This window comes from Spiroplasma endosymbiont of Notiophilus biguttatus (assembly GCF_964030985.1).
GTDB lineage: Bacteria > Bacillota_I > Bacilli_A > Mycoplasmatales > VBWQ01 > Spiroplasma_E > Spiroplasma_E ixodetis_A.
Map to the genome: position 1 here is coordinate 823,661 of NZ_OZ034993.1, position 18,120 is coordinate 841,780.

Here is an 18,120-nt window from a genome sequence, read left to right on the forward strand (position 1 = left end):
GTTTATCCTTAACTATTCAAATTTTATTTTAATAATAACAAAAAAATAAAAAGTTAACTAGTTATGCAGTAAGTCTATTATACAAAGCTCATGTTTATCATAAAAATCAAGGTGGTTTTACTACTTTAACTTGCTCTATTAAAAATAAAGATTTAATAACAAAAACTGAAATGGCAACCCTTTTTAGGACTATTTTTTGGTAGACATTTTTTCTTGATATTTAATGGGAGTTAAGTAGTTTAAAGTGCTGTGGATTCTTATATTGTTATATCAATTGATATAATCAAATAATTCTAATTTTAAATGTATTAATGATGTAAATTTTTTGTCATTAATAAATTCAGTCTTGAAAGTTTTAAAAGTTGCTTCAGCAACAGCATTGTCATAAGGACAACCTTTTTTACTTAAAGAGCGGGTAATATTGAATGCTAATAAAAGTTTGTTAATAATTTTATTATTAAATTCGTTACCTCGATCGCTATGAAATATTTGCATATCTTTTAAACAGCGATTTGATTGCATAAATGCTTGATATACCAATGATGCATCTTTTTTAGTACCTACACTATGTCCAACAATTTCGCGGTTAAATAGGTCTATTAATAAGCAAATATAGTTTCATTTACCATTAACTTCAACATAACTAAGATCACTGACAATCACCTCATTTTTAATTCTATTATTAAAGTTTCTATTAACAATATTAGTGATTTGTTCATTATTTACTTTATTACGATGATTTTTAAATGATAATTTAGTGTATTTTGACATTAAATTATGTTTATCCATAATTTTTTTAATTTTTCTTCTTGATAAATAAATTTCTTGTTTTTCTAGTATGACTTTTAATCTTCTTGTTCCATAAACACATTTGTTTTCTTTAAAAGCACTAATAACAGCTTGATCATAAATATTATTTTTGATTTTATCTTCTTTTTTCTTTAAATTAAAATAATATGTTGATTTAGAAATTTTTAAAAAACGACACATTGGGCGAATCTTATATTTTCATTTATTATTTGCAATAATCTCTACTTTCTGCCTATTATTAGTGCTGCTTGCTTTAAAATATCATTTTCCATTCGTAATTGTTTTAATTCTTTATTCATTTGAATTAATTGTTTTTCTAAATCAGAAAGATTATCTTTAGTTTTAAAACTTCCCGAATTAGTAAATTGCTTAATTCATTTATATGCAACTGCTCTTGTAACATTGTACTCTTTAACAAGACAAGATACTGATTTGCCACTTTGATATAAAGCTACTATTTGTTTTTTAAATTCATCTGTATATGAAGTAATATTGGCCATAATTATATTTCCTTTCTTTTAACAAATATTGTTATTTGTCTACATAATTAGTGTCCAATAAATTGTAGCCGATCCAAATATTTAACTATTACATACCATAAACAGAAGTAGAAATCTTTAAAGATAAGATAAATTTGTTGGATTCATCATCAATAATGAGTCAATCAACTATTAAACAGATTATGGATTAAATATGTAATATTAAGAATTTCAAAATTAAATACTAATATATCATAACTTTAAATAATTAGTTGATTAGTAATTCATAATTAGTTTGTTATTTGAAATATTTAGGAGGACTTAATTATGAATGATAATGAATTGATTTATTTGTATTGTATTGAAAACAATGAATTTGCTTTTAATTTTTTATATAAAAAATATGAATTGAAAAATGATTTTTTTTACGAAATATTATTAAAAAGTTTTTTGCTATTCCGTTGGAAACAAATGATTTAAAATCAACTTTTTATTTTATTTTTTTAAAGGCAATTTTTAAATTTCAAGAAAGAAAAAACAAGTCATTTCAAAATTTTTTATATTATGAAGTAAAATGAGGAATATTTACTTATATTAAAATTTTTTTAAATAATAATCATAAAATTATTAATTGTGCCTTAAAATATAATGATTATTTATATCAAAAAAATGATTGTGAATATACTTAATTTTTGGAAGAAGTTATTAGTATTACAAATTTTACTATTAATGAAAATGAAGTTTTAAGATTAAAACGAAGAGGATATAATGTTCATCAAATTATGAAAAAATTAAATTTTACCTATAAGCAAATTGATAATGCTTGAACACGAGTAAAGTTAAAATTAAAAAATAGTTACAAAAAATATATTTAATGAAAATTACTATGATAGAATTAAGACAACAATAAAATTTATATTTTAATTTTATTTTTTTAATTTTAAAAATTAATTTATAAGTTTTATTGTTATATTATTATTTATATAATTTAGCTATTGCTTTGTAGTTATTTTTTAATCATTATAAAGTTTTTTTATGTTTTATTAGCCATTTTTGGTGGAGGAAATAATGTATAAAATTGGTATTAATCAAAATGAAAAATCAAATTATAAGGAAAAACCTAATGTTAAGCAAGAAAAAAAACATTGGTTTAAAATTTTTTCTTTGTTATTTGTTGTTATTATTTTAATTATTACTACTATGGTTTTAATTATTGCAAATAATCAATGAAATAGTGCCATAAATACTAATAATTCCAACAACTGAAATCTTAATCAAGATAAAAATTGAGAAGATTATTATAAGAATAATTGTCCGTTAAATAAAAAATATAATTTGATAGATTACAAGGATGAATTAAAGAATATTAGTTTAATATCTACTGATAAAAAATTAAAAAATTTTTATCTTAGTGATTTATTAAAAAAGATTGATAATGTATTGCAAACAAATAAAATAGATATTCCTAATAACTTTTTTGTACATTTATCAGTAAATCCAGCTATTAATATTAAAATTAATGATGAAAATGCACTTAAAAATAATTTTTCAATAAAAATACCATCTTATAAAGAAAAAATAAAACAGTTTAAAATTGAAATAAGTGTTAATCAGTTTGGCAGTAATTATGGTTTGCTTCCTTGTGATTTAAATTTCAATTTTAGTGTTGAAAATGATGTTATTCCAGAAAAATTTAATATTTCTGATTTAGACAATAAAATTACAATTCCATCACAAACAATAGTAATGTCAGATGCTACAAAAGGAACTAAAAATGAAATAGAATCTCAAATCAATAAAATTATTGAAGAGAAATTTTTAGAAGAAATTAATAAAGAAAAAGCATTATCAGATAAAGTAACAAAAAATGATTTTATTATTAATTATGATTCAATAAAAAGTCTTGATAATTATATGATAAAAAAGAAAATAACAGTTGTTATTTGTGCTAAAAATAGTAGTGAAATTATTAAAGGTCAATTAAATATTAATTTTTTTGTTCAAGGTAGTTGAACAAAAAAATCATTATCTGTTATTAAAACAGTATTGGAAAATGATGAAAGTGTAATTAATCAATTAATAACTATTGAAGATAATACTAATGTTAGCAAAGTGGATATTGATAATCATATTGCTTTCCTTATTAGTAAAAAAATAAATGAGTTTGGTAAGCAAAAATGACATCAAGATTTTAATGATCAAGATTATATTATTACTAGTAATGCGGTTACTGGAAATTATCAAAAACCAAAATCTATAATAGTAACAATCGTTGGTAAAAATCAGTTGCAAGATACTATCCAGTTTTCAATAAATATTCAATGTCAAAATAAAGAAGCAAATGAAAAAACCTTTAAAAATAACAATTTTAATGTTAAAGATTTAAATTCTATTGATTTATATCCAAATGTTCTTGCTAGTGGTTTAATATATCCAATTACTTTTAAAGACAATTCTATTTCACTTATTTCACTATTATTTCAAGAAGCTATTAATGATATGAATAATTTTTCTCCCACTAATGACATTAGTTTAGAAATGAATATAGGAATTAATGTTGATGGTGATAACTATCAAATTCATTTTCAAAAAATAATTATTTCTGATATCATAAAAAAGATAAATAGTATTGCATTTGTTAGTATTTCTGAACAAAATGATAAATATCAGCACTTAAAAAACATTGGTATCATTATTAAATATGATGATGATAAAGAATATAAAATGCTTCAATCCTTGTATGTTAATATTCAAAATAATAATTTAACCTTTATTAATTTTAGTTCTATTGTTAAAATAACTTCACGACGTTAAATTAAAAAACAAAGGTGATGAGTATGGATAAGGGCATCAGTCACTTAAGTTTACCAATTAATATTTTCAATCTGTAATATAATTAAAAATAATTAATACAGAAGGAGAAATTATGAATTATAAAGTTTATTCAAAAGAAACAAAATTAGCCGTTGTTAATGAGTATTTAGTTGATAAAAAACTAAAAATACATGAAATTCAAGTCAAATATAAATTATCAACTCCAGTATTAATTTATAATTGGGTTAACCAATATCAAATTAAAGGTGAAAATGCATTCACCAAAATTTCTAAATCCCAAACTTCTTACAGGATCGATAAGAAAGATATTGAAATTAAACTATTAAACAAAGAAATTGATAAACTTAGAAAACAAGCTTTAAAAGATGAGGTTGAAAAAGAACTTTTAAAGGAGCAATTAGCCTGTGAAAAGAAATTAACAAGGGGAAAAAATAGTAAATTATTAAAATATAAGTGTTTTTTAATAGTAGAAAAATATAAGCAAAAAGGTCATCAATTAAATAAAATTATTGTTTACATAGCTATTAGCAAAACAGCATACTATTTATGAGTAAAAAAAGGTAAAAAGCAATATCAATCAAAAATTAATGATAATTTGATACAAGCAATAAACAAAATAGTTCTCATTAAAAATGAAAAAAAGTACATTAATATCACTAGTTTTGAAAAAGTAAGATTAGAGTTAAAAATAAAAAATAAAGGTCTTAAATGCAGTAAAACAAGCATAAAACAAATATTAAAAGATAATAATATTAAATTATTATTAGAACCTAAATCAACAAATAGAGTAGTAGAAAATAGTGATTTAAAAAATAATAAAGATTTATTAAAACGTAATTTTTCAAGTAATAACTTTCTTGAAAAAGTTGGTATGGATGGCACATGATTTAAAAATATAATTATTGGTGATAAAAAAACAAAATTATTAGTTGTTTTTGCTACTGATATGTACAGTAATTCAATTGTTGGCTGAAAAATAAACAAAAGTGAAAATGCCAAAACTGTGTTAAATGTGGTTAATCAAATAGAATTAGCGAGTGCTAAACAATGTAATTTTACGACTATTCAATCAGATTTAGGTTCTGCTAATACAAGCGAAATTGTTAGTAAAGTTTTTAATACAAGTACTAATCTAATTCACTCAAAAAGTCTATCAGGTTTTAAAGGTAATCAAGTTAGTGAATGTTTAAATCGTTGAATTAAAAGAGATTTTAAAATGATGTTTGGTAGCACTTTTGAAAGTATGGAAAGTTTTAATAAAATATTAGAAAAATTTGTTAGATATTGAAACAATGATAGAATAGTTATTAGATTGAAAATGCCTCCAAATCAATTTGTACAGATTTGAAGACAAGAAAGTAAACTTATCTAACCAATGCCAAATACTAGTTTACAAATGGTTGTTCTTTCCTTTATTTCAATTTTATTAAAAAGATTCTAAACAGGTTCTAAAGCAAGTAATTGAAATGCTAAAGAGGGAAATGAACATCATGATTTAAAGTCAGCATTACAAAAATCAATTAGAGGCAGTGATGTTAATGCTGCTTTGCATTATTTAGCAAGGTTATTAGTAACTGGTGATTATGAAGCTTTATTAAGAAGAATGTTGATTATTGTTTACGAAGATATTGGACTTCCTAATCCTGCTTTAGCAATTAGGATAAAAACTGCTATTGATACTTTTCGTCAAATTGGTATGCCTGAAGGTATAATTCCGCTTGGTTTAGTAGTTATTGAAATGGCACTTAGTGAGAAATCAAATAGTGCTAATTTGGCAGTACAAAAAGCATATAGTGATGTTTTACAAGGAAAAATATATCCAATTCCTGATTATTTGAAACATAATTGATCTAAAACATTAAAAAAACCAGTAGGTAAAGATAAATTATATAAATTTCCACATGATTATGCTAATGATTATGTACAACAACAGTATTTACCAACAAAGTTAAAAGATACGAAATATTATCAACCAAAAATCCATAACATTTATGAAAAAAAATAAATGAAATTTATAATAGATTTACTAAAAAATAAAATTCTGAGGTGCAAAATAAAATGTTAAAAAATAAAAATTTATGGTTGGGACTTAGTTTAACATTAGCAACCACTAATATTGTTGCTAACACTAGTATTACTAATAATTTAACAAGTATTAATAAATTAAAACAAGAAAATAAAAATAAAACTGAAATTAATGAAGTAGTTACTAATACTACGTATGGTAATTTAAGTAATAGTACTATTTTAAATAGTCAAGATGAAAATGGAATATATCATCTTTTTGATGTTAAAAGCATTATTGATAATCCAAATTTAGAACCTTATGTAAAAGATATTTATATTGATGATTTTAAATTAACTTATAACCCTGAAAAGATAAATAAAGATGTTATTAATGAGTTTGATAAAGAAATTGCTGCTATTAATTATAAAGAAGAACAATTAACAAGTACTAATGATTTGCAAATTTTTCAAAAACAAAACTTGAGCAAAATATCAACAACAGCTTATATTTCAAATAAAAAGTCTAAAAGTAATTTTACTTTTATTCAATTTGGTGGTGCTAACACTCATATATCATTAGTTGGAACAAAAGGTATTGTTGATGTAATTAAGAACTATGATAATTTAAGCGAAACATTGGGTTTATATTATATTGCTCAGTCTCATTCAAAAAATAGTAGGGGAATTTGTCTTGACTTTGTTAAACAATTTATTACTAAAAGTAGTTTAAAAAATAATGAAAGCACTGCAGAAAAAATTTCTGAAAATATTTTCAATAATATGATTGATAGTCCAAATTTAGAATCTGTTATTAACAATTTTTCAATTGAAAATAATAGTAAAAAGATGAGTATTAGATATTTAGTTGACAGTACTGGTAACATTATTAGCGTTGGATGTTTACAATATGATAGCAAAAATTTGGATACTAATAATAATTTAACATTAAGTCATAGTTTTCCAAAAGATGGAGGAAAGCTAATAGATTATAATTCAGAAATAACTACGCTTTTAAAATGAAGTGATTATGCTGATTCATGAAATAATTTTATGTTTTTATATTCAACAATTTTTGCTAGTTCTACAGACAGCATAACTTATAGTGTTATGAATAATACAACAACAATTAAAAGTAATGAACTAAACTTTAATACCAAAAAAATTCAAGACAAAGATAATCAATTATCAGTTTGACGAGTAGTAAATCAGCCACCTGCAGGTCATAAATCACAAGGATTAGTTATTTATATATTTATTTGACATGATGAAAACATTATATATCAACAACTTAGAAGTAGTTCTATATCTCGTGCTTTTGATATTGGACCATCTTTCTCAATAAATATTAGTAGATGAACGATTAGTAACATTATTAATGAATAATTATGTATCATCTTATCAATAAAATAAAAAAATTAATTTAAAACAACTTTAACTATGAAAGGAATTAATAAAATGAAAATGAATAAAGAAGAAACATGAAAAGAAGTACAATGAGCGTTGAATAATCTTCATGGTCCAATTAGAGCAGGAGCATTAAGTGCACAAAATTGAACTAATACGACAACAGGAGTTCTACTAACAATAGCAGGACTTAAGTCTGTTACTAGGGATAGTAATATTGAAAAACGTTATCAATTAATTAAAAGTGGAATAGCTGATATGTTATATGCTGCATTTGGTGGTTGAGTTATTTGACAAGCATATAATTTAAATGAAACTGGTGGTAGTACAACTACCGAGCCAAATTTACCTACTTTTCCTACTTTACCACCAAATGATGAAAGACTTTATGCTGCAATTGCTGAACAATTAACAGAAGATGCTGTAAGTAATGAATTAACTCCAGAAATGATTTCTATTGCATTAAATAAATTATTTACTGGTACAAATGGATTAGTTAAAGTGCTTAGTGGAATATCAGGTTTTGATTTATATAAAATTCAAAAAGTAACAAGAACTATTGAATACTTAAAATCACTTACTACTTTTGCAACTGCAAGCCTTAATTTTACAAATGGTAATATTGTGGGAGGAAATTTAATGTCAATTTCAGCAATAATGGATGTTAGTCACACATATTTTTCTACAATGAGTAAATCTAATACTTCAAATAGTAAAGAGGAAATTATTATTAAAATTATTAATGAAAGAAAAGAACATATTACAAAAAGTTTTTCTTTATATAAAGGTATTTTAAGTAATAAAGATTTAAAGGAAATATATGAGTATTTAGAAAAAAATAATTGAGATAAGTTTGAAATGAGACATTCAGATAAAACAATTCCTAGTTTTGTTAAACCCGGAAAAATAAAAGATTGAAGAGCAACATTGACAAAGTTTAAAGAATGAATAGATAATTATACTCCCGAAAATAAAAAGGTGGAATTAGTAACGGAGGTTGAAGATAATAGTCAACGAGAAAGAATAAAGTTAAAAATTCCTGATTATGAGTTTGAACCAGAATTTGTTACAAATGCAAATAATGATATGCCAGAAGTTATCATAGAATCCAATGAAAGACAACCACTTTTAGGAAGTATTAATAGTTAATAAAAATTATTTTTTATTTATTATTTTATTTTTTCTTGTACAATTATTTTAGAAATGATGAATTTTAAAGAAAGATTAAAAATTTAACTTTGTTTTTAAAATAAAAATATTTTAAAATTGACACTTATTTTAAATAATAATATAATTAAAAATGGTTAAATTTTCTAGGTGAATTTAATGAACGAAAAAATAATTTTAATTTGTAGTGTATGTTTAAATCGTAATTATCATACATACAAAAATAAGATTAAATATAAAGAGCGTATGGAACTAAAAAAATATTGTGAACATTGTCAAAAACATACTTTACATAAGGAATCACGTTAGGAGAAATTTTCATGAGTGCAGAAGACAAGTCAAAAGAAAAACCAAAAATTAATCCTGAAAAATTGGCTCTTTTAAAAAGTAAATTTAATATTTTACGTAAAATTAAACCTTTAAGAACAAAAAGAAGTTCTGAAGGAAAGCCAAGTTTTGATCCACGAACAGCCGATAAAAATAAAAAGGTTAATATTAGCGAAATTTGAGAAAAAGAACGTAAAAATCGTACGCCTGAAGAACGTTTTTATTATAAAAAAGAATCGAGAACTTATCATAAATATTTTTTCTTATACTTATCAAGAGAAATTAGAAGAACTCGTTGAACACCAAGAAAACAATTAAATAATAAATTTATTACAACAGTATTATTTATTGCTGTCTTAGCACTATTCTTTTATGGAATTGAGCAGTTATTACTATTTGTATTACCTTTATTAAAAATAATGTAAAAAATGGAGATGCCAAAAAATGAGCGAAAGAATAAAAAAAGAAGCCCCTTTAGTGAGAACTACATCATTAGAAGAAACACATAAACATCGAATTGAGCAAGCACAATGATATATTGTTAATTGTAACAAAGGTCATGAAGATAAAGTTGCTGCTGATTTAAAAAATAAAATTGAAAAAAAATTAAATTTAAAAGATAATATTTTTCAAGTTAGAGTTGTTAAAGAAGCAATACCAGATAAAGATAAAAAAATAACTGAAAAAAATATTTTTCCGGGTTATATTTTTATTCATATGATTTTAACCGAAGATACTTGATATGATATTCGTAATACAACAGGTATTAATGGATTTATTGGTTCTAGTGGTAAAGGTGTACCACCAACTCCACTTTCTACTAAAGAAGTTAATGAAATGTTATATCGTAATTCTAAAAATTCATCACAACCTAAAGTTAAAGAGACAAAAAAAATTATTCGTGATTTTGAGTTGAATGATTTTGTTCATATTACTTCTGGTGCTTTACAAGGCCGAGAAGGACAAGTTATTAAATTAGATGAAGATAAGGGTGTCGCAACAGTTTCTGTTGATATGTTTGGTCGTCAAACCGAAATTAAAGTAGAATATGATAGTTGTAAAAAAATTAAAGTTTAGTTTAAACTATTTAGTTTTTATGTAAAATAAAATTAAAATTGTAAGGTAGTACAGACATTTTGGACTATTTTTTATCTAATAAAAGTTTATCAAAATAATCCATAGGAGTCATTAATCCTAATGATTTATGTGGTTTAGAATTGTTATAATATTCTTGAAAAGAGTTCACTAATTTTTGAAATAAACTAAAATCACTATTTAAATATGGTTTTATTTCAAATAAATTACTTCAATTTCTGTGAAATCTTTCAATCTTACCATTACTCTGTGGTGATCTAAACGGTGTAGTTTCATGAAGGCATTGGTTAGATAAGTTTACTTTCTTGTCTTCAAATCTGTACAAATTGATTTGGAGGCATTTTCAATCTAATAACTATTCTATCATTGTTTCAATATCTAACAAATTTTTCTAATATTTTATTAAAACTTTCCATACTTTCAAAAGTGCTACCAAACATCATTTTAAAATCTCTTTTAATTCAACGATTTAAACATTCACTAACTTGATTACCTTTAAAACCTGATAGACTTTTTGAGTGAATTAGATTAGTACTTGTATTAAAAACTTTACTAACAATTTCGCTTGTATTAGCAGAACCTAAATCTGATTGAATAGTCGTAAAATTACATTGTTTAGCACTCGCTAATTCTATTTGATTAACCACATTTAACACAGTTTTGGCATTTTCACTTTTGTTTATTTTTCAGCCAACAATTGAATTACTGTACATATCAGTAGCAAAAACAACTAATAATTTTGTTTTTTTATCACCAATAATTATATTTTTAAATCATGTGCCATCCATACCAACTTTTTCAAGAAAGTTATTACTTGAAAAATTACGTTTTAATAAATCTTTATTATTTTTTAAATCACTATTTTCTACTACTCTATTTGTTGATTTAGGTTCTAATAATAATTTAATATTATTATCTTTTAATATTTGTTTTATGCTTGTTTTACTGCATTTAAGACCTTTATTTTTTATTTTTAACTCTAATCTTACTTTTTCAAAACTAGTGATATTAATGTACTTTTTTTCATTTTTAATGAGAACTATTTTGTTTATTGCTTGTATCAAATTATCATTAATTTTTGATTGATATTGCTTTTTACCTTTTTTTACTCATAAATAGTATGCTGTTTTGCTAATAGCTATGTAAACAATAATTTTATTTAATTGATGACCTTTTTGCTTATATTTTTCTACTATTAAAAAACACTTATATTTTAATAATTTACTATTTTTTCCCCTTGTTAATTTCTTTTCACAGGCTAATTGCTCCTTTAAAAGTTCTTTTTCAACCTCATCTTTTAAAGCTTGTTTTCTAAGTTTATCAATTTCTTTGTTTAATAGTTTAATTTCAATATCTTTCTTATCGATCCTGTGAGAAGTTTGGGATTTAGAAATTTTGGTGAATGCATTTTCACCTTTAATTTGATATTGGTTAACCCAATTATAAATTAATACTGGAGTTGATAATTTATATTTGACTTGAATTTCATGTATTTTTAGTTTTTTATCAACTAAATACTCATTAACAACGGCTAATTTTGTTTCTTTTGAATAAACTTTATAATTCATAATTTCTCCTTCTGTATTAATTATTTTTAATTATATTACAGATTGAAAATATTAATTGGTAAACTTAAGTGACTGATGCCAATGAATATTTTAGACATAATAAATAAATTTCCAAACCAAGAATCTTGTATAAAATTTTTAGAAGAAATAAGATGAAATAACAAACCAAAATGTCTTTTTTGTTTTAGTGAAAAAGTTAACTCTGTTTTAAAAGAGTTGCGTTATAAATGCAAAAAATGTCATAAGTCTTTTAGTGTAACTGCTCAAACTATTTTTCATCATACACGTGTACCACTTCAAAAGTGATTTATTTTAATAGTATTAATGGCTAATGCTAAAAAAAGTTTATCATCATCTCAAGCTTCAAGAGACTTAAATTTACGTTTAGCAACTGTATGAAAAATGATGCATAAAATTAGAAAGGCAATGGCTAATGATGAGATTAAATTATTAGCAAAAATATTAGGGATGGATGAAACATATGTGGGTGGAAAATCGCGTAAATATAATGATGTTGATAATAAAAATAACTCATTACGTGGTAGAGGAACTAGTAAAGAGTGTGTTGTTGGCATTATTGAACGAAATGGTAATGTTAAATTATTTCATGCAAAAAATAAAAGTATTAAATCTGAAGATTTAATGAAAATAGTTAAAGAAAATGTTGATATTAACAATTCTATTCTTTTTACTGATGAATATCGTGGATATTATAAAATGAATAAAATTTTACCACATGAACAAGTTAATCACAAAAAATATTTTTCTTATAATGGTATTCATACAAATACAATAGAAAGTTTTTGAGCAATATTAAAAAGAGGTTTTATCGGCCAATTTCATTGAGTTTCAAAAAAATGACTCCAATCTTATTTAAATGAATTTTGTTTTAAATATAATAACCGTAAAGAAAAAATCACATTTAAAAATATCATAATTAAATTATTTATTAAGAATTAAGTGTTAACCAATAAGCGTAAAATTCCGAAAACTTTTATTAGTCCAAAAAGTGTGTCTAATCTACAAAATAAAATTAAAATATATTTGACTACTAATTATAATGATGTTATTATTTGTAAAGTACTATTTATATGTAAATAGACTTTAATTATGTTTAAACTTGTGGAAGATTTATTCGTTTGGACCACAGTGAGAATCCATTTAGGAGGAGTTGCTCATGGCAGATAAAAAAAATATTAATCGTGAAGGTATTATTCAATTACCAGCTGGTAGTGCCAAACCAGGTGCTAGTTTAGCATCATTCGGTATTGATATGCCACGTTTTTGTAGAGAATTTAACGATAAAACCAAAGATCAAAAAGATGATGTTAATCCGATTCCAATTCCAGTTTTTATTAGAGCATATAAAGATAAAACTTTCGACTTTAAAATAAAAACTGCACCAACAACATTTTTTTTAAAAAGAGCATTGAAACTTGCAAAAGGTTCATCAAATGCTAAATTAACAAAAGTAGGAACACTTACTATTGCACAAATTACAGAAATTGCTCAAATTAAATTACCTGATTTAAATGCTTATTCTTTAGAAGATGCAATTAAAATTGTTGCAGGAACAGCCAAGAATATGGGCATTACTGTTGAAGATGGAAAGCAAGGTGTTTAATATGAATAGAAGTAAAAGATATCTTGCAGTTGCAAAATTAGTTGATAATACTAAAGTTTATCCAATTGATCGTGCTTTAGAATTAGCTAAACAAACTTCATCATTAAAATTTGATGCAACAGTTGAAGCAGCATTTCGTTTAAATGTTGATCCAAGACATGCTGATCAAATGTTACGTGGTTCTATTGTTTTACCAGCAGGAACTGGAAAAACACAACGTGTTTTAGTAATAACTACTACTAAACAAAAAGAGGCAATGGAAAGTCAAGCTGATTTTGTTGGTGGTAAGGAAATGATTGAAAAAATTCAAAAAGGTTGATTTGATTTTGATGTCATTATTGCGACACCCGAAATGATGGGTGAGTTAGGAAAAATTGGTAGAGTATTAGGACCAAAAGGATTAATGCCTACAGCAAAACTTGGAACAGTAACAATTGATGTTCAAAAAGCAATAGCTGATATTCGTAAAGGTAAAGTTGAATATCGTGTTGATAAGCAAGGTAATATTCATGTTATTTTTGGTAAAGTATCATTTGCACAAGAAGGGTTAAAAGATAATTATTTAGCAATTCTTAATACCTTAAGAAAAGTTAAGCCTGCAGCAGTTAAAGGTACTTATATTAAAAATATAAGTATTACTACAGCAATGGGCCCTGGTATTAAAGTATTAATTGAAGAATAATATAATAATATAGAAAAATCATTAGTAAAAATACTAATGATTTTTCTATATTATTATTCATAATTTTTTTATTATTTAAAAAAAATTTACGCTATAATTTATTTATTGTGATAATACCAATTAATATATTATTTTGGTAAAACAATAAAATAATTAGGTAGTAAAGGAGAAACCTTAATGAAAAATCTTATAAATCTTTTTAAGAAACAAAATTGAGGAATAAAAATTGGCTTTGCCTCACTGGTAATTAGTTTGCTTTGTTTAGCGTTAGGACTAATTTTAATTGCAACAGCCAATTTTAAAGCCCCAAGTGGTGGAAGTTCACAATATGCTGGAAATGGTTTTCATGCTATTTTTATATGAGGACTTGATAGTTTTTTAAGCAAAGCTGGCTATGATCAAATGTGAACAGATGCTACTAGTGATAAACTTTTAACTTATCCTCTTGCTCAAGTAGTTGTTGGAATTGTATTTACAGTAATTTTAACTGCTATTTTTCTTGGCATTAGTGTTTTATCTTTAATATTTGGTTATTTTAAACGTTGATTATATTCTTAGTGTTTAGTAAGTGTTAAATATGGATAAAAATGTAGAATATAAAAAAGTTACATCTTGGGATTGAAAACAAAAACTAGGATTATTCTTATGCATTTTAACTTTGCTTTTTCTAATAATTAGTTTAATACTATTTGGAACAGCTATTTTTAATGATCATTATAATAATTTTCTTGGTAACGGTTTTTGAAGTTTAAAACACTATGGTATTATTAATTTGTTTTATAATTGAGATCAACTAGATATAGAAGCGGCTAAAAATACTTATGTTTCTCATCCTTTTGAACAAGTTTATTTTGCAATTATTTTTTTAATCATTATTGTACCAATATGTTTTGTTCTTGGAGTTAGTTTATTAGTTAGAGGATGATGAAAGTCAAGAATTTAATATATAATTACTTCATAAATTTATTTATAGTAAAATTTAATAATCATTATTTCATTAAAAGGGTGTATTATGATGTTTAATTCTAAAAAAATAACTGTTTTTTTACTAATAAATATTGTGTGAGTAGTAGTTTGGATTGTGATAACTATTAGTTACGATAGTTATCACAATCCAATTTTAAATTATGTACCACATAGTAACGATTATTTAACAAATGAACCAACTAATCAATTGGTTCCCAAAGCAAAAAAACCTAAACATGTACTTATGGTGGGTGTTGATGGTATGGCGAGTTATGCATTAAAAAGTGGTTATAGTCCAAATATGAACTATTTAATGCATCATGGTGCCGTATACACTGGAAGCACGTGATGTTTTACCAACTTCTTCTGCTGCAAATTGAGCAAGTGTTATGTTTGCTACAGATCCTGTTAAGCATGGTGTTGTTGATCAAGATTTGTGGAATGTTCATCATACTGTTCATGCTGAAGTAAAAGCTGATCAAGTAAGTATTTTTAGTTCTATTATTGATCAGTATGGTCCTTCAAAAAAATTATTTGGTTATGCTAGTGAAGGCGAAATGATTGCTAATTTTCAGCCCAAAGGGCAAGAAAATATAAAAACTTTAATTAGTAATAATGGCAATTATTGTGCAACAGAAAATGATAAACAGACTTTTGAAAATACCAAAAATGTATTAATTAATAAACCTTTATTTTCATTTTTTTATTATGTTAATCCTGATTTAGCAGGTCATTCACGTGAATGAAATAGTGAAGAATATTATCAAGCAATTAGTCAGACTGATAAATATATTGGAGGTATTATTGAAAATTTAAAAGATTTAGAAATGTGAGAAGATACCTTATTAATTATTAGTTCTGATCATGGAGGTGTTTCACAATATCATGGTCATTTTTCTGATGCTGAACAAAAAATTCCTTTGCTTTTTGCAGGAAATTGTATTCCAAAACACGGAATTATTCTAGATAAAATTAAAATTTATGATATTCCGGCTACTATTGTTTGATTATTAGATATTAATTCACAACCAATAATTTGAGATGGTCAGCCAATTTTAACACCTTTTTTTGATATGACAAATATGTATGATCATAGTGAGGAATTTAAGTAATAGACTTACTGCATAACTAGTTAACTTTTTATTTTTTTGTTATTATTAAAATAAAATTTGAATAGTTAAGGATAAACTTTATGACATATTTTGAATTAAAAGATAAATCTGATCAATATTTTCGTAAAATAGTGGGTATTAATAAACTCGTTTTTAACGAAATTTTAAATATTTTATTAGAACATCAAAAACTCAAAACTACTATTGGTGGAAGGCCATATAAAATGTCAATAGAAGATCGACTAGTAATGAGTTTAAGATATTTATATGAAAATCGTACATATCATAGTATTGGTGCTGAGTATGGTATGGTTGATACTACTGCTTTACGAAATATTCGTTCAATTGAAGATATTTTAATAAAGAATAATAAGTTTAATAATTTAACAAATAAAAATATTTTTTTAAAAAGAAGAATTAAAAAATAAAATTTTGATAATTGATGTAACAGAGGTAGAAACAGAACGACCAAAATATAACCAAAAAGATTGATTTTCTGGTAAAAAATGAATGCATACTGTTAAGTTTCAAACCGTAATTAATGCAAATACTAATGAAATTTTAAATATTTTTTCTGATATTGGTAAAAATCATGATTTTAAAACTTTTAAGAATTCAAAGTTAAAGTTTTTACCAGAAACTATAATTCTTGCAGATAAAGGTTATCAAGGTTTACAAAAAATTCATGCTAATACATTTTTACCCATTAAAATTAGCAAAAATAATCCTAAAACAAATAAAACCAAAATCTTTAATAAGATTATTAATAAAACTCGTAGAAAAATTGAACATGTTTTTGCATTTTTAAAATGTTTTAAGATTATTGGTTATAAATTTAGAAAAGCCAGAAAACGAATATTTTTAAGATTTAATTTAATTGCAGGATTTTATAATTTATCATTAAAACTTAAAAACGTTATGCAGTAAGTCTAATGGATATTATCAATTTTAAACAAATTAATTTTCGAAATAATGGCATTAGATTACTTATTGTGCTTGCTACTATTTTTATTGTTTGAAATAATGTACAAAATGTTACTTTAAATATTGGTGGTAGTTTACATGCCTTTAATGCTTATTTTTGTTCACCAATGTTATTTGTTATATTGATATCATTTGGTTTTTTAAGTGCCAATAATAATTTTAGTTGAAAAGAGTATAGTAAATTAATACTGGCTATTATGATTTTGTCTTTAATTACAAGTTTTATGTATTTAGATTTTTTTGCCTTTAAAGAAGGATACGTAACAACAGGTTATATGATAGCATTGTGATTTAAATTATTATTTTTTGATTATGGTAAATGAATGATATGAATTATTATTGGTGGTAGTGCATTAGTAAAAGTTGTTACTAACCATTTTTCTTTAAGTAATAAAAGTTGAAATATTGTTAAAATAATAACTTTAGTTATTACTAGTGTTTTTTTAATAATAGTTTTAATATTTAGTATTCATTTGCAAGTTACTAGTAAGTTAGGTTGATATGATAACTTTAATTGAGATTTATTTTATGTATCATTTCGTGAGGGTGGATTTTTACAACTGATACCTGGGTTATTAGCTTTTTTAATTGGTCTTAATTTTCAGTGATGAATAAATTGAGAAAAGATAAAAGATAATATGGTTTATTCATTACTTAGTTTTTCTTTATTTATTGTTATTATTAGTTGTCGAATGATATTTTATTTTCCTTTAATTTATTGAGATATTATGGAAATTTTGCAAGCTTTATTTTTATTTATTCCCTTTATTATGTTAAATATTAATTATAATAAAACTTTAGCCTTTTTATTTCATGGTACTACTTTTATTTTATTTTTCCATATTGCTTTTAATAAAGTAATTAGTGTTGAATTTATGACAGGTTTATTATTACGCTTAATATTTGGATTAAATATTGCTAGAAGAGCAGTGGAATTTGTAAATAATAATTTTTTTGTTACTATAATTTACTCATTTGTTAAGATGTCAATTTTAATTTTCTTTTGTGCTTTTCTATTCAAGACAATATGTAAAACTATTTAAATTTAAAGTATTTGCTA

The 18,120-nt window shown here is 23.9% G+C and carries 22 protein-coding genes; 19 read left to right on the plus strand and 3 right to left on the minus strand.

The features are described 5' to 3' along the window. Window positions 1-189: 189 nt before the first annotated feature. Window positions 190-1,310 (minus strand): IS3 family transposase gene (locus AAHM85_RS04990; protein WP_425289714.1). Its coding sequence is split into 2 segments (ribosomal slippage): window positions 190-1,067 and window positions 1,067-1,310, totalling 1,122 coding nucleotides; the frame shifts between segments, so codons are not numbered across the junction. Between the two features lie 306 nt (window positions 1,311-1,616). On the opposite strand from AAHM85_RS04990, the gene AAHM85_RS04995 reads away from it, so the two are divergent. The 10 genes from AAHM85_RS04995 to nusG all read left to right on the plus strand — a co-directional run bounded on the left by AAHM85_RS04995 (window position 1,617) and on the right by nusG (window position 10,106). Then, entirely contained in the window at window positions 1,617-1,769 is a 153-nt protein-coding gene (locus AAHM85_RS04995; protein WP_342261226.1) for a hypothetical protein, read from the plus strand. Between the two features lie 212 nt (window positions 1,770-1,981). Continuing rightward, a complete protein-coding gene (locus AAHM85_RS05000; RefSeq protein ID WP_342261227.1) occupies window positions 1,982-2,164 on the plus strand; it encodes a hypothetical protein in 183 nt (60 codons plus the stop codon). A gap of 193 nt (window positions 2,165-2,357) precedes the next feature. Continuing rightward, on the plus strand, window positions 2,358-4,103 hold the full coding sequence (locus AAHM85_RS05005) for a hypothetical protein (RefSeq protein ID WP_342261228.1): 1,746 nt from the start codon (window positions 2,358-2,360) through the stop codon (window positions 4,101-4,103). A 112-nt stretch (window positions 4,104-4,215) separates the two neighbouring features. Beyond that, window positions 4,216-5,496, plus strand: coding sequence for an IS3 family transposase (locus tag AAHM85_RS05010; RefSeq protein ID WP_342261229.1), 1,281 nt, complete (start codon window positions 4,216-4,218; stop codon window positions 5,494-5,496). Between the two features lie 174 nt (window positions 5,497-5,670). Continuing rightward, window positions 5,671-6,129 (plus strand): hypothetical protein, encoded by a 459-nt coding sequence (locus AAHM85_RS05015; RefSeq protein WP_342261230.1) that lies wholly within the window; start codon window positions 5,671-5,673, stop codon window positions 6,127-6,129. 53 nt (window positions 6,130-6,182) lie between these two features. Next, on the plus strand, window positions 6,183-7,514 hold the full coding sequence (locus AAHM85_RS05020) for a hypothetical protein (protein ID WP_342261231.1): 1,332 nt from the start codon (window positions 6,183-6,185) through the stop codon (window positions 7,512-7,514). 78 nt (window positions 7,515-7,592) lie between these two features. Next, window positions 7,593-8,684, plus strand: coding sequence for a hypothetical protein (locus AAHM85_RS05025; RefSeq protein ID WP_342261232.1), 1,092 nt, complete (start codon window positions 7,593-7,595; stop codon window positions 8,682-8,684). Between the two features lie 177 nt (window positions 8,685-8,861). Next, complete coding sequence (rpmG, locus tag AAHM85_RS05030; RefSeq protein ID WP_342261233.1) at window positions 8,862-9,011, plus strand: 50S ribosomal protein L33; 150 nt, start codon at window positions 8,862-8,864, stop codon at window positions 9,009-9,011. Between the two features lie 11 nt (window positions 9,012-9,022). Next, window positions 9,023-9,454 carry a preprotein translocase subunit SecE gene (secE, locus tag AAHM85_RS05035; RefSeq protein WP_342261234.1) on the plus strand — a complete coding sequence of 144 codons (432 nt, stop codon included), beginning with the start codon at window positions 9,023-9,025 and terminating at the stop codon, window positions 9,452-9,454. Between the two features lie 19 nt (window positions 9,455-9,473). After that, window positions 9,474-10,106, plus strand: coding sequence for a transcription termination/antitermination protein NusG (nusG, locus tag AAHM85_RS05040; protein WP_342261235.1), 633 nt, complete (start codon window positions 9,474-9,476; stop codon window positions 10,104-10,106). Window positions 10,107-10,170: 64 nt separating this feature from the next. Here nusG and AAHM85_RS08465 read toward each other — a convergent pair whose 3' ends face one another. Further along, complete coding sequence (locus AAHM85_RS08465; protein WP_425289715.1) at window positions 10,171-10,449, minus strand: integrase core domain-containing protein; 279 nt, start codon at window positions 10,447-10,449, stop codon at window positions 10,171-10,173. Beyond that, window positions 10,412-11,692, minus strand: a complete 1,281-nt coding sequence (locus AAHM85_RS05045) for an IS3 family transposase (protein WP_342261236.1) — start codon at window positions 11,690-11,692, stop codon at window positions 10,412-10,414. The genes AAHM85_RS08465 and AAHM85_RS05045 overlap by 38 nt, the downstream gene beginning before the upstream one ends. 81 nt (window positions 11,693-11,773) lie before the next feature. Between AAHM85_RS05045 and AAHM85_RS05050 the strand changes: the two genes are divergently transcribed. The 9 genes from AAHM85_RS05050 to AAHM85_RS05090 all read left to right on the plus strand — a co-directional run bounded on the left by AAHM85_RS05050 (window position 11,774) and on the right by AAHM85_RS05090 (window position 18,103). Further along, on the plus strand, window positions 11,774-12,652 hold the full coding sequence (locus AAHM85_RS05050; RefSeq protein ID WP_342261237.1) for an IS1595 family transposase: 879 nt from the start codon (window positions 11,774-11,776) through the stop codon (window positions 12,650-12,652). Window positions 12,653-12,869: 217 nt separating this feature from the next. Next, window positions 12,870-13,316, plus strand: a complete 447-nt coding sequence (gene rplK / locus AAHM85_RS05055; RefSeq protein WP_342261238.1) for a 50S ribosomal protein L11 — start codon at window positions 12,870-12,872, stop codon at window positions 13,314-13,316. A 1-nt stretch (window position 13,317) separates the two neighbouring features. Continuing rightward, the gene (gene rplA, locus AAHM85_RS05060) at window positions 13,318-13,998 is read left to right on the plus strand and encodes a 50S ribosomal protein L1 (protein ID WP_342261239.1); all 681 of its coding nucleotides are present in this window, start codon (window positions 13,318-13,320) and stop codon (window positions 13,996-13,998) included. A gap of 177 nt (window positions 13,999-14,175) precedes the next feature. Beyond that, entirely contained in the window at window positions 14,176-14,556 is a 381-nt protein-coding gene (locus tag AAHM85_RS05065) for a hypothetical protein (RefSeq protein WP_342261240.1), read from the plus strand. A 19-nt stretch (window positions 14,557-14,575) separates the two neighbouring features. After that, window positions 14,576-14,941, plus strand: coding sequence for a hypothetical protein (locus tag AAHM85_RS05070; RefSeq protein WP_281748740.1), 366 nt, complete (start codon window positions 14,576-14,578; stop codon window positions 14,939-14,941). A gap of 343 nt (window positions 14,942-15,284) precedes the next feature. Then, window positions 15,285-16,076 carry an alkaline phosphatase gene (locus AAHM85_RS05075; protein ID WP_342261241.1) on the plus strand — a complete coding sequence of 264 codons (792 nt, stop codon included), beginning with the start codon at window positions 15,285-15,287 and terminating at the stop codon, window positions 16,074-16,076. An 80-nt stretch (window positions 16,077-16,156) separates the two neighbouring features. After that, complete coding sequence (locus tag AAHM85_RS05080) at window positions 16,157-16,504, plus strand: transposase family protein (protein WP_342260488.1); 348 nt, start codon at window positions 16,157-16,159, stop codon at window positions 16,502-16,504. A 4-nt stretch (window positions 16,505-16,508) separates the two neighbouring features. Next, entirely contained in the window at window positions 16,509-17,003 is a 495-nt protein-coding gene (locus AAHM85_RS05085) for a transposase family protein (protein ID WP_342260487.1), read from the plus strand. 5 nt (window positions 17,004-17,008) lie between these two features. Then, complete coding sequence (locus AAHM85_RS05090) at window positions 17,009-18,103, plus strand: hypothetical protein (protein WP_342261242.1); 1,095 nt, start codon at window positions 17,009-17,011, stop codon at window positions 18,101-18,103. The last annotated feature ends 17 nt before the right edge of the window (window positions 18,104-18,120 follow it).